This window comes from Paenibacillus sp. P4_A9, from assembly GCF_056402415.1.
The window spans coordinates 43,145-55,979 of the sequence record NZ_JBFUHL010000012.1 but is presented as its reverse complement, the minus strand read 5'-3'; the positions used below and the strand labels follow the sequence as shown (position 1 = coordinate 55,979).

The 12,835-nt window shown below is 44.5% G+C and carries 11 protein-coding genes and 1 pseudogene; 5 read left to right on the top strand and 7 right to left on the bottom strand.

The window, feature by feature from the left end:
• Position 1: 1 nt before the first annotated feature.
• A complete protein-coding gene (locus tag AC1DVJ_RS11545) occupies positions 2-880 on the bottom strand; it encodes an aldose epimerase family protein (RefSeq protein WP_477590920.1) in 879 nt (292 codons plus the stop codon).
• Positions 881-991: 111 nt separating this feature from the next.
• Complete coding sequence (locus tag AC1DVJ_RS11540; RefSeq protein WP_477590809.1) at positions 992-1,915, bottom strand: lysostaphin resistance A-like protein; 924 nt, start codon at positions 1,913-1,915, stop codon at positions 992-994.
• A gap of 147 nt (positions 1,916-2,062) precedes the next feature.
• Between AC1DVJ_RS11540 and AC1DVJ_RS11535 the strand changes: the two genes are divergently transcribed.
• Both AC1DVJ_RS11535 and AC1DVJ_RS11530 read left to right on the top strand, forming a co-directional pair.
• The gene (locus AC1DVJ_RS11535) at positions 2,063-3,406 is read left to right on the top strand and encodes an ATP-binding protein (protein WP_477590807.1); all 1,344 of its coding nucleotides are present in this window, start codon (positions 2,063-2,065) and stop codon (positions 3,404-3,406) included.
• Positions 3,407-3,438: 32 nt separating this feature from the next.
• Positions 3,439-4,149, top strand: a complete 711-nt coding sequence (locus AC1DVJ_RS11530) for a LuxR C-terminal-related transcriptional regulator (RefSeq protein WP_477590805.1) — start codon at positions 3,439-3,441, stop codon at positions 4,147-4,149.
• Here AC1DVJ_RS11530 and AC1DVJ_RS11525 read toward each other — a convergent pair.
• Entirely contained in the window at positions 4,146-5,012 is an 867-nt protein-coding gene (locus tag AC1DVJ_RS11525) for a YitT family protein (RefSeq protein ID WP_477590919.1), read from the bottom strand. The two genes, AC1DVJ_RS11530 and AC1DVJ_RS11525, sit on opposite strands and share 4 nt — an antisense overlap.
• Positions 5,013-5,219: 207 nt before the next feature.
• Here AC1DVJ_RS11525 and AC1DVJ_RS11520 point away from each other — a divergent pair, with 207 nt between their 5' ends.
• Positions 5,220-7,337 carry an LTA synthase family protein gene (locus AC1DVJ_RS11520; protein WP_477590803.1) on the top strand — a complete coding sequence of 706 codons (2,118 nt, stop codon included), beginning with the start codon at positions 5,220-5,222 and terminating at the stop codon, positions 7,335-7,337.
• A 136-nt stretch (positions 7,338-7,473) separates the two neighbouring features.
• Here AC1DVJ_RS11520 and AC1DVJ_RS11515 read toward each other — a convergent pair whose 3' ends face one another.
• Together AC1DVJ_RS11515 and AC1DVJ_RS11510 are read right to left on the bottom strand one after the other, a co-directional pair.
• Positions 7,474-8,493: a Gfo/Idh/MocA family protein gene (locus tag AC1DVJ_RS11515; RefSeq protein ID WP_477590801.1), complete on the bottom strand. Its 1,020-nt coding sequence runs from the start codon at positions 8,491-8,493 to the stop codon at positions 7,474-7,476.
• A gap of 35 nt (positions 8,494-8,528) precedes the next feature.
• Entirely contained in the window at positions 8,529-9,299 is a 771-nt protein-coding gene (locus AC1DVJ_RS11510) for a sugar phosphate isomerase/epimerase family protein (protein ID WP_477590799.1), read from the bottom strand.
• A 131-nt stretch (positions 9,300-9,430) separates the two neighbouring features.
• On the opposite strand from AC1DVJ_RS11510, the gene AC1DVJ_RS11505 reads away from it, so the two are divergent.
• Positions 9,431-10,231: a helix-turn-helix domain-containing protein gene (locus AC1DVJ_RS11505; protein WP_477590797.1), complete on the top strand. Its 801-nt coding sequence runs from the start codon at positions 9,431-9,433 to the stop codon at positions 10,229-10,231.
• A 204-nt stretch (positions 10,232-10,435) separates the two neighbouring features.
• A complete protein-coding gene (locus AC1DVJ_RS11500) occupies positions 10,436-10,663 on the top strand; it encodes a hypothetical protein (RefSeq protein ID WP_028554145.1) in 228 nt (75 codons plus the stop codon).
• Between the two features lie 46 nt (positions 10,664-10,709).
• Here the strand turns inward: AC1DVJ_RS11500 and AC1DVJ_RS11495 are convergent, their stop codons facing one another.
• Positions 10,710-11,222, bottom strand: coding sequence for a DinB family protein (locus AC1DVJ_RS11495; RefSeq protein ID WP_477590796.1), 513 nt, complete (start codon positions 11,220-11,222; stop codon positions 10,710-10,712).
• A 343-nt stretch (positions 11,223-11,565) separates the two neighbouring features.
• Positions 11,566-12,835, bottom strand: a pseudogene (locus AC1DVJ_RS11490) (alpha-galactosidase).

Genomic DNA, 12,835 nt, shown 5'->3' with positions numbered 1-12,835 from the left:
CTTAAATTTTTTCAATATGAATGGCCCAATTGAATGTAAAGGTCGCGCCCGGCTCTAAACCTTGAGCACCTGAGATTTCAGCTGGAAATGATTCATTGAATACGTTCATGATACTTGTATAAGGTTCAAGCGAAACTGCTTGCGTCCATGGCGCTGTGAAAAGCACATGGATCGGAAACTGATCTCCCATGTCATAAATAAGCTTTGCACCCCGAGCTTCGTATGCTAGCTCGCATACTTGCGGTCCTGGCGCGATGCTCAGCATCTGTGAGCCGCCAGGGTAGCCAGGCAGCGATGAAACAGTCGCGCCCTTCTGTAAGGCCGCTGTGAGCGCTGTCGGCACAGGTTCACCTGCCGCATACCCACCCGCGGTAAGCGGCCATTCTGCCGCCGCGGGAATGGTTACCCGCACGCGGTCAGCTTCGCCCTCCGCGAACGCGAAGTACGGGTGAAAGCCAAGAGACAGCGGCATGGCATCGCCGCCTCGATTGGCTATTTCACCGCTGAGCGACAGCGTACCGTCCTTCAGACGGTACGTGAAGCGGAAGCATGCGGCGTGTGGGAAATACGCCAGCATGTCCGGGGTCTCCGCGATGTCAAACTCCGCGGAGACATAAGCCCCGCCAGCTGCGTCCGCGCCGCTGGCAACGACCTTCCACGGCCGCTCGCGCAGCTGGCCGTGGGCGTGATCAGGCTCCCGATTAGCCGGGAGCCGGTATTCGCGGCCACCGAAGGTGAATGCCGCATTTTGGACTCGCCCCGGCGGGAACAGAATGGGCACGCCGTAGCGTGAAGAATTGACGCGAAGCTCCGACAAGTCGTCAGGCTTCGCGATGTAGCTGTGGTTCCGCACATCGAAGCGGAACAGGTGCAGTCCCACGGCCGGAATAATTTCGGCAACGGCTTCTGCTTGGTGGTCGACGAGTCTTAGCGTCGACTCCCCTTCCCATTCACTATGTATTAGTTCATACTGGCTCACTGATGAATCCTCCTAGTTTTTGCTTTGATTAATAAAAACATAACCTGTTTGGTTAAAACGATAACGGGTTTGATAATAGTTATAAATCATTATGATGCCGAGCACAAGAATAATGCTCGTAATTAGACTTCCCTCTGCTCCAAAGGCTCCTCCAGAAATAACGATTGCGCCATTTGTTTCTGTCGTTATAAGTGATGACATTGGGATACCTGAAACATCAAAACCAAATAGACACCCTTGCATGAAATTCCATGATAAGTGCAATCCAACAGGCATCCATAGACTACCCGTGTACTCACGGCACAAGCCCATCAAAAGTCCTGCCAAAAGAATATTGATAAAGGGAAACGGCGTATGCCACATTCCCGGATTAAAGCTATGCATCAAAGTGAAAACAATCGTCGACACCCCAACGGCTATTTTAGGCCCAAATCGATTTCTTACCAAGCCTTGTAAATACCCTCGTGTAAAAAGTTCTTCGTTGAGCGCTACGCCAATAAAGAGAAGAAAACTTCCTCCAATCGCATACCCCTTCGACAGACTCCATTCCACATTAACAATGTCGATGCCTCCGAATAACCATATCCCAGCGCTGCTGATGGTTATTAGTACGACTCCCCAGGCGAAGCCTTCTCCGAAACGACGGCCAAATTGAACGGTATTCAGCCCTAAAGCCCATCCTTTTTTTCTCTCGAATATAAAGAAACCCAAATAAACACCACTGATGAAGCCTGCAATTTGTGCCCATAACGACGCTTTAATAAACAAGGAATCACTCGTAACAGCCTCCATGCTTACAATGAGTTCAGGTTTTAACTTGACTACAATGACAGCTGCAGCAATAGATAAAATTACTGTAATGACGATGATGAAAATGAGGGTTAACAATACTTTGCCCACGATCTGGAGGATTGGGAAGGTTCTTTTCTTCTTCACTTCGATATCTCTTCACTCCTTTCATAAACAAAATATTCGAGAAGAATTGACCAAATCCTGCCATTTTTAAAAAAGGAAACTCTTGTGCAAACGATTACGCCATGCCACAATAAGACTAACATTACGACTCGATTGACGGAGGAGCACATGCTTTTTGTCCTATTTGCACTTTGGTTCATCGCATCAGGTCTTCTTATAGTAGACCCCAGTTCGCGGACGATGCGCTGGATGAGCGCAGTCGCTTTTACTGGTGGTAGTGGCGCTTTAGCGGCCGTTATATCCGCAGATGTTATCCCATATTTCCAACAAACAGTGCCAAATCCTTCGCTGAGTTCCATACTTTATCGTGTAATGAGCATCTGCTCATTACTTTCCTATTATGGCTTACCCTACTCTTTTGCGATGCTATCACTGGCTTATCATTCAGCTTGGCAAAAGCCTCTCTTGCGAACTTGGTTACCTCTTGGACTACTAATACCGCCAATCGCTTGTCTAATTTTATTACCAGGGTACACCGAAGAAATGCCAATTGATTTCCGCGTCGTCGCAACATGGGCGTTCCCGTACATCCTTATTGGATCCGTGCTGATTGTACTCAAAAAAGAACATCTCCCTGCCATGAAGCGAACTCATTTGTTCACATGTCTTGCACTGCTCCCGCCAATTCTTTGTGTTGGCATTCTCAATTATGTTATGCCTAGCTTTGGCTTCTATCGATTGTGGATCTATCACGTGTGGATTTTGGCTTTTGTGGTGCCTTTTTTTGTATTTACGTTTTTCAAATACGGATTTCTCGGCATCCGGCTGCTCATTGAGCGGCGCAAGCTGGATTCCACGCTCCGCGCGATTACATCCGGTACGGCCATTCTCAACCATGCGATTAAAAATGATGTCGGCAAAATGCGTTTATTTTTGGAGAAAATGAATCAACACGCCATAGACACTGGGCAAACTGAGCTCACCCAGGACATTCATGTCGTAATGAACGCATCTAGACACATTCAAGATATGATTAGTCGCGTACATGAACAAACACAAGAGCTTCCTCTGCGTGTTTCACAGGTGGACGTCCGTCAGCTGATTCTTGATGTCATGGAGCCCCTCGAGGCTTCCCTAGGCACGATTCAAGTGCAGCTAGAGCTACCCGATAGCCTTGAGCTTCCGCTTGATCAAATCCAAGTCGCAGAAACATTAACGAACATCCTAATGAATGCCATCGAAGCAATGAGCAGCGGCGGAGTACTATCAATTAAAGCTTTTTCAAGCAAAAAAAAGTTCATTCTTGAAATCAAAGATACAGGGATGGGGATGGACAAATCCGTCCTCAAGCAGGCTGTTGAACCTTTCTATACGACCAAGAGCGGCAAGCGGAATAACTTTGGTCTCGGTCTCGCCTATTGCTACAGTGTCATGAAAAAACACGGAGGAAGCTTGGAAATTAGCAGTGAACCTGGTAAAGGTACAAGTGTTTATTTAACATTTCCGGGATAGAGAAAGAGAAACAGAAAAGGGGAAGTTACGGTATGGAAACGATTCGCATACTCATCGTGGAAGATGATCTTGATTGGCTGCGCGGTCTCACCAATTATTTAAATCGTCAGGGGGATATGACTGTCGTGGAGAGCCGATCTACAGCAGAAGATGCACAGTCTTTATTTATACAGTCAGCACCTTCTGCCGATGTCGTACTCATGGATATTATGCTGCAAAATGAACCTGCTGGCATCGGACTAGCGGAGCAAGCCTTTCTGTCATGGGGCGCTAAAGTTATCATGCTCACCTCGATGGAGGAAAAGGATTTTATTTTCCGTTCCTTCCAAGCAGGCGCAATCGACTATCAAATTAAGTCGCGTTTCGAGGAGCTCCCAGGTATTATTCGAGCGGCACATGCACGCCAATCCACGATTAATGCCGCAGTTGCTGAACAGATGCGTGAGGAATTCCGCAGACTCAAACGGCTGGAGCAGCAATTCAAGATCAAAGAGGTGCGGGATCTGATCACGCCAACAGAGCTTCAAGTCCTTGATATGATAGATCAAGGACATACCCAGACGGAAATTGCGAATAGATTCTTCATTTCGTTACGAACCGTGAAAATTCATGTGGGTCATATTTTGAAAAAGCTAGGAAGTCCGAGCAGCAAGGAAGCCGCTCAGCAGCTAAGAAATTTAGGTTTTTTTGAGCGAGGTCATTCTAATAAGGAAAAGGGAAATGAGAACGAGAAATCCGACTAGTGGATATCTCGTTTCTTAAATCTTCCACCTTTGACATCATGGATATTGCCTACAGCAAGAAATGCTTTGGGATCCAGTCCATCCACGATGGATTTCAGCTTGGCTTCTTCCAAACGTGTAATCACACAGAAGATGACCTTCTTGTTATCCCCAGAGAAACCTCCCTCTCCTTCTAAATAAGTAACGCCGCGCCCCAATCGATCCAGGATCGCTTCTCCAATTTCTCTAAAGTTGTCGCTTATTATCCACACGGACTTCGACTCATCGAAACCTTCGATCGTGACATCAATCATTTTATAAGCAATAAAATAGGCAATTAACGAGTACATCGCGCGGTCCCACGTGTAGACAAACCCTGCACTTCCAAGAATAAATAAGTTGAAGAACATGACGATCTCGCCGACGGAAAAAGGTATTTTCTTCGAAACGAGAATTGCGATGATTTCGGTTCCGTCCAAAGAGCCTCCGAAGCGAATCACCATCCCCACACCAATGCCAAGAATAATCCCGCCAAATACCGCGGCTAACAGCGGATCGTTCGTCAGCTCTTTCACAGGATGCAGCAAGGCCGTGCCTGTCGACATCACCAAAATAGCGAAGAGCGTAGATAATGCGAAGGTTTTACCAATCAATTTATACCCGATGAATAGGAAAGGAATATTTAATAATGTCAAGAACACCCCGATTGGCCCTTGCGTCAAGTAAGATAAAATAATTGAAACCCCCGTAATGCCCCCATCAATAATTCGATTTGGTATTAAGAAAATTTCTAACCCTACTGACATCAACACTGCTCCTATGAATAAGAACAATCCGCGTCGAAAAAACGCACTTTTTGTCATTTTCCGATGTTGAAGGTGCATAGCAGCTTCTCTCTTTAGTTGCATTTGTTCTTTTGCCATAATCGAGTCCCCTCCTATCTTGTCTTCTCTTTATAAGTATTCTTGATATAACCACCTTTTTCCTGCCTTCTATCATTATTTCATAGAGATACCATCGAATAATGTCGAAATGCATGGTATAATATCATTTGTTCCAATGCCTTTTAATTTATTCGTACAGGAGAATCTATGAAACCATACATTGAACGTTTTTTAATGGTCATTCGACCAAGACTGCCACTTTTACTTCTTGCAGTCATCCCTGTTCTGATCATGGAAATTTTGAGCCGCGGGAACTATATTGAAATGATGACATGGAGCTTCAAGCATGTTCTCGAGCTTCTTTTCAATGAATGGATCGTTGTAAGCCTGCTGTTGGTATTCATTGCAATCATTGGGCGTACTCGAATCGCTTATTGGGTGATTTCCGGGTTTCTCATTATCTTAGCCCTCATTAGCGGCGTAAAGCTCAAAATCTTAGGCGTGCCTTTAACGCCTTGGGACTTAGTTGTAGCGGGCGAAGCCTCCGATATGGTGAAATATTTATCCAACATTTTGACACTCAATGTGTTATCAGTGATTCTCCTATTCCTTGTCGGCAGTTACTTCATCCTTTACCGTACAACCATGTTTATTAAAAAAGTAGCTTTAAAAGAACGAGGAATTCTAGCTGGTATTGGTTTAGTGATGTTTTTGGCCGTTTACACGGACCTTCCTTTACCAGTTCAAAAGTGGTTCGGGATTGAAGCTGCTGTTTGGAATCAAGTTCAGAACACCAAAACCAATGGGTATGCGCTAGCAACCGTATTGAATACAAAAGCAATGTTCTCTGATAGCCACGAAGGATATGATGATAAAGCGGTTGATGCCATCGTAAATGCTTCTCCTACGCCGCCTATCAAAGCCGGTGATTCAACAACACCGCAGATTAAACCAAATGTCATTGTCGTTTTAAGCGAAGCTTTCTGGGATCCGACCATTATCCCGGGTGCGAAGTTCAGCAAAGATCCGATCCCATTCTTCCACAAGCTACAGAAGGAAGGAACGAGCGGAACGATGCTTTCACCACAATATGGCGGTGGAACAGCCAATGTTGAATTCGAGGTCCTTACTGGGAACACAATGCGTTTCTTACCGCAAGGATCCATTGCTTATAATCAATATATTTCAAATGAAGTCGATTCATTAGCAAGTATTTATGCTCGTCAGGGTTATACGTCAACAGCCATTAGTCCTTTTTATAATTGGTATTTCAACAGTAATAAAATCTATCAAGACTTCGGGTTTTCCAAATATATTCCGATTGAATATTTCAAACCGACGTATTCGGGCCCCTATATCGCAGATAGCGAAGTTGCTGCTAACATTATTCATGCGACTGAGCAAAGTGCAGGCTCTGATTTCGTCTTTGCGAATACGATGGAAAATCACTTCCATTTCTACCCTGGTAAGTTCCCGAAAAACACCTTTGATGTAACGGGCAACTTCTCCCCATCTTCGATTGGGATGCTTGAGACACTTGCACAAGGTATTAATGGCTCGGATAATATGTTGAAGGAATTAGTGGAATACTACGAGAAAAAAGGCGAGCCAACGATTATTGCCTTCTGGGGAGATCACCTTCCAGCGCTAGGTGATGATTATGCAACTTATATTGATACGAAGTATATTAGCGGCAAAGACGACCCTGATTTCTTGAAAAAAATGTACAGCGTTCCGCTGGTCGTGTGGAACAATTTCGACACAGTGCGCAAAGACAATTTGAATATTAGCCCTTCCTTCTTGGGACCCTATCTGATCGAATTATCGAAACAGCAAGGCAATTATTATACAAACTTCTTAACTGATCTAGCTAAAAAGTATCCTGTTATCCCTCCAAAAGATCATTTTGCTGAAATGAACATTAAGGAAGAGGATTTGAAGGATTACGAAACATTGCAATATGATATTCTTTTCGGAGATCGACATGCTTACAAGAATTATCTAACACCGATCATTGATCCTAAATACATGCTCGGCTTCGGGCCTATTAGCTTAGATAAAGTAGAAGCAGATTCGCAAGATATTTCAGGACGTGACAAAGTAACATTAACGGTAACAGGTAGTAATCTACCACCACTTGGCTATGTAAGCTTGAACGGGAAAGCGATTCCTACTACGTGGAAAGATGAGCATACGGTTACGGCCTTGGTTGAAGGTCCATTACTCAAAACAGGCCTTTGGGACATCCAAGTAAACGTGAAGGACTCCAAAGAAACGATTGTAGGCAAGTCCAATTCCATATCCATTGATATTGGCGGACGTTAAACAGTATACTGAAGCCCTTTATTCTCGTTCCGAGGATAGGGGGCTTTTCCATTTCACAGCTATGTCGCGGAAAATCGCACAATAAAAAAGCTCACCCCACGTGGGATGAGCTTTTCCTGTATTTAACCTACATAGATTACAAATTAATGATCTTTCCTGTAGCTTCGGATTCGAACGCTGCAAGGATAACTATCAATGCACGGTAGCCCTCTTCGCCTGAAATGCGAGGCGCTTGATTATTAAGAATGCATGTTACGAACTCGTCGATAACACCGCTAGATGTTTGTTTCTCATTCGTTGCTACTCGACCGACTTTATAACGCTCAACTGTGCCGTCACGAAGCTCAACGATTACTTGATCGTTAGGATCTGTGTCGATTTTGATAACGCCATTCTCACACCACAGAACTGTGGAATTATCTTGGCCCTTGTAGTACGTCCAGCTAGCTACTAGGGAACCCGTTGCGCCGCTTTTCATACGCAGCAAGCAAGTAGCATTATCGTCAACGTCTGTACCATCTTTGTGGAGCGTACCAACGAAAGCAGCTACCTGAGCAACCTCGTCATCTAGCAACCAACGGATCAGGTCGGACTTGTGAACGCCAAGATCGCCCATTGCGCCCATAATGGCTTCTTCCTTACGGAAGAACCAACTCTCACGACCATCAACGCTCCAGCCTTCAGGACCTGGATGACCAAAGGATGTACGGAATGTAAGAACCTTCCCGAGCTTACCTGTTTCCAAAACTTCTTTTGCTTTCACGTGCGGAGGCATCAGGCGTTGGTTGTGACCAACCATCAAGAATACGCCATTTTTCTTCGCAGCATCAATCATCGCCTCGGATTCAGCAGCTGTTGTAGCCATTGGCTTCTCAACAAGCACATGCGCGCCTGCGTTTGCCGCAGCGATTGAAATTTCAGCGTGAAGGTAATTCGGTGTGCATACGCTAACCGCGTCAACTTTCTCTGCTTTCAACATGTCAACGTAGTTACTATAAGCTTTACCGCCATGAAGCTGTGCATAGTGCTCTGCTCTTTCAATGATCGGATCTACGAATGCAACTAGCTCCACATTTGAATTTGATGCGTATTCTGGAATATGTCTATGTTTGGATATAGAACCACAGCCAATAACGGCTACTTTAATTTTACTCATATGATAAATGCTCCTTCGACTATAAAAATAATGAATTAGTTATGAACGTTCAGGTAATGCTCTTTCACCCAGTTAAAGCTGTTCTCGATGCTAGTTAAAGGTGCCTTCTGGCAGTTGTCTTGTTCAACAATAAGCCATTCTACACCTGCTTGCTCTGCAGCAACGATCACTTTATCAAGAGGAACATCGCCAAGGCCTAGCTCCAAAGTAACTAGTTTACCTTCAGAATCCTTCGTGAAATCTTTGAAATGAACTAAAGGAAGACGTCCTGCATATTTAGCGATGTAAGCAAGTGGGTCTTGACCAGCGAATTGAACCCAACAAACGTCCATTTCGACTTTAATCGCATCATTATTCGCATACATCGCGTCGAAAACAAACTCATCTTCTACTTTGTAATGGAATTCAAAGTCATGGTTGTGATAGAGGAATTGCAAGCCTTGTTTTTGCGTCTCAACAGCTAGTGCCTGACACTCAGCAATTAGCGCTTTCCATTGATCAACGGACTCACGCTCTTCAGCGTTAACATAAGGGCAAATCGCATATGTAGCACCAATCGTTTTCAAGTAATCGATCTCACCTTGAAAATCATCACGGAATTTTTGCAAGCTTACATGGCTTCCGAAAGCTTTCAATCCAAGCTCATCAAGCAGCCCTTTCAACTTGTCAGCAGGCATGTCATAATAGCCAGCAAACTCAACGCCTTCATATCCTAACTTCGCAACGTGGCGAAGTGTACCTTCCATATCACGTGCCATATCATCTCTCAATGTGTACAATTGAAGACCAATTCCTAAACGTCCCATTTGTTCTCCTCTTTTCTCTTAGTAAAATCGATAATGTTAACCATGGCTTAAGTATAATTGAGATTGGCCTATTATGACCATTCACGATATAATTAAAACATCTCTTATTTGGCTACGAAAGGCGATAATTCATGAAAGCTGAACTATTAACTTGTGGTTATTCTTTTCACATGGATCCGTTTTACAACAGTGCGAAATCCGGACTTCAATCTTATCTTTTTCGATTGCAAACAGAAGGAACCTGCGAAGCGCTTGTCGACGGACGCATGACAACCATAGAAGCCGGTCACTTACTCCTATTTAAGCCGGGTGATCCTTATGAACTGCGTATTGAGAATGCGCTCACGCATACGGACAGCAAAATCGCCAGTGGTGATTACTATTTATTTTGTAAAGGAGACTGGATTGATGCCTGGTGGAAGCGCAATACCAAACCAACCTGTATGCGGATTGACCTCGACCCTCGATTGATCTCGCTATGGCGTCAATTAAGTCTGGAGAAGCGCAGAATGGAGGACGAGAATGCCGAGCTCAGCGGTTATTTACTCCAAGCCCTATGCCTGTATCTCGAACGTGCGGCTACAGAAACCGTCTCCTTGCAAGGTCGTCCTTTCACAGGCACACGGATGAAACGATTTATTGAAGCACATGCTACAGCTGTATTCAAAATCGAAGATGTCGCAGACCACGTAGGACTTAGTATCTCCCGTGCTGTTCATTTATTCAAAGAATATTTTGGTAAAACCATGATCCAATACGCTACAGAAGTACGCTTATCTAGCGCGGTGGAGCGCATGCATGATAGCTCAATGTCCTTGGAACAAATAGCGCTGAGCTGCGGTTTTGGCTCTTATCCGTATTTTCATCGTGCATTTAAACAACGCTTCGGGACTTCTCCCAAAGCCTATCGACAAAACATGCAGCATTCCTAGCCTATGTGTTTAGATTAAATTCACACAATATTCAATATTCCCAGCAATAGTATGAAACAATTTCACCCGCTAAATCGTATTATCTATATACGAAAATACATAGCAATCTCTTATTTGTCTTAGAATTGTAAAACAATTTTAAGGTTCTATTAATAATAATCCGATATGCTAGTACTATATCCAATTCTTAGGATGGTGGAAATCATGAAAATGTTTATAACGATTCATAACAAACCAGTACCCGTATACTCCGATGAGAAAAATAAAAAGAAATTCAATCTACTGAAGTCTGCCCTTGAGGCCAAAGTAACCAAAGGAAGAGCTACCCTCAAGAAATGCCTGGACTCCATCATTAGCATCGAGATTGTCGGGTGCGAAGCGATCCTTCATTCATTGAATGAACGAGATTCGCTGGCACTTTCACTTTATTAGAAAAAAAGCCTGAAATCCGTCATCAGTGGATTTCAGGCTTTTTTTATCATAAGTACTTTTGCTCCGCTATGTTAAGGTGATGCTGTGCATGCCCAGCGATCACATACGCAATGGCGCGGGCTGAAATAGCGAACGTATTCGCAGTTCCTGAACGTGTCCAGGCTGTGTCTGAGATCGTCGGCAAGAGCGCCAAAGTAGCCTGTCGTACCGCTTGGAAATCCTTAACCAAATCCGTTACTGACACTTCGTCGAAAGTCGTATTGGCAATGAAAATATCCTGATCAAAACCAGGTAAATCCGTCGTATCTCCGCGGGCTATACGAAGCAGCCTATAGCTCATGATGCGTTCCGTATCCGTAATATGAGCCAAAACTTCCTTCAGACTCCACTTTCCAGGTGCATAGCGGGTTAATAGTTGATCCTCACTAAGACTTGAGAATAAGGCTACGAGGGCTTTTTCCTGAGTGTTTAAAATGGAAACATAATCTCCATCGGGTACCAGCCCGATATACCCCGTGTAGAATGATGAATATTCGTCGTGACTTGGACGTTGCAGCATGTTGATTCGTCTCCCTTCCCCACTTACGAAAATGATTTGAATCTCACTATCATATCGCAATTGGCTCCAAAAATGAATATGCTTATGGGATTCCCTTTGCGAATTTTCAAGCTTCGCCTACCATCGCGTATATCGCTTAAATCGATTTTCTGTGGTATGTACAAGTATTCTGTTTGCAAATAACAAAGAAGCTTAATCGTCCTACGCTTTTTTTCCATGAGTCGGTTGTTGTAGATACCACAGAATATATGTTTCGTCGGAACACGATGCCAATAAATAGGTGCAATTTCAACTTCAAAACCCCCACTCTTCTACAAAGGAAAGTGGGGGTTTTGAAGTTGGATTACTGCTGTTTGGCCTCAAGCAGCCAGATTTTGCTCTGGAAGTCGCCATGGAGTCCAGCGACAGGAAGACCGGCGTATAACAAATGATCGCCGGGGAAAAGCCCTTCCGACCCTTCGATTTGATAATCGAAGTCAGGGTTAAGACCCTTGAGACGCAAAGTCTTCAGCGGCGCATAAGGCTCAGCAAGCACACGGACGAAAACGACCATTGCTTGTGTCTTGTCCTCGGAGACAATCATCCACGCGGTGTCGTTCCCCTCGAACGGGCTCAACAAGCGATACATATAGCCAAATTGGACAAGAGGTCGAATTTGTTTGTAATCAGCAACTTGGCGTTTGACGAGTTCCTTTTCTTCATCCGTGAACTTCGTCAGATCCAACTCGTAGCCGAAATTACCAGACATAGCCACATGGCCGCGGGTTTCCAAGGACGTTATGCGATGCACTTGATGATTGGGCACTGCTGATACATGTGAGCCCATGGAGCTAACTGGGTACACGATGCTAGTCCCATATTGGATTTTCAAACGGCAAACAGCATCCGTGTTATCGCTCGTCCAAGTTTGCGGCATGTAATGCAGAATACCTGGGTCGAAACGGCCGCCGCCGCCAGAGCAGCGTTCAAACAAGATATGCGGATATTCGCTTGTAATAGCTTCCATTACGCGATACAGGCCAAGCATGTAACGATGTGCCGTCATCCGCATGAGAATAATCAACGCTCATACTTAACGCACGCAGCAGCTTGAGATCAGCTCTACCTTCGTTAACGAAACGGACGGAACGCGTAATTGCCGCATGATTGACGAAAATCGTATAGGACAGAATCGCACGCAAACCAGCTACTATGTCAACTAGCTCAATTTCTAGTGTTTCTGCTTCATGATCATCTTCTACATACGTTGATGGTAAGCCCTCTAGTACAGGCTTTCCTTGCACAATACGATAGCTGTCATAGACAAGCTCAGTTATTGTAGACCCATTTGGAAGCGCCACTTGATAGGCGGGCTCGCGGAAATCGCTTGTCCCATATGCCGGATATTCTTGAGGTAGTGTATCGAAAGAGATCATTCTATCTTCTTTAACAGGATTCGGACTAAATGAAGCACGTTCCGTATATTGAATAACGGTGCCGAGTTGACCAGATCTAATAGGGCGGCCCCAGTAAACATCAGCTGGGTACGAATTGTTAATAAGCTGAATCACATAGCTCATATGCTTATTGTGTATATGGAATATACCTTGTGCAGGTTCAAAAGTAATCGACAT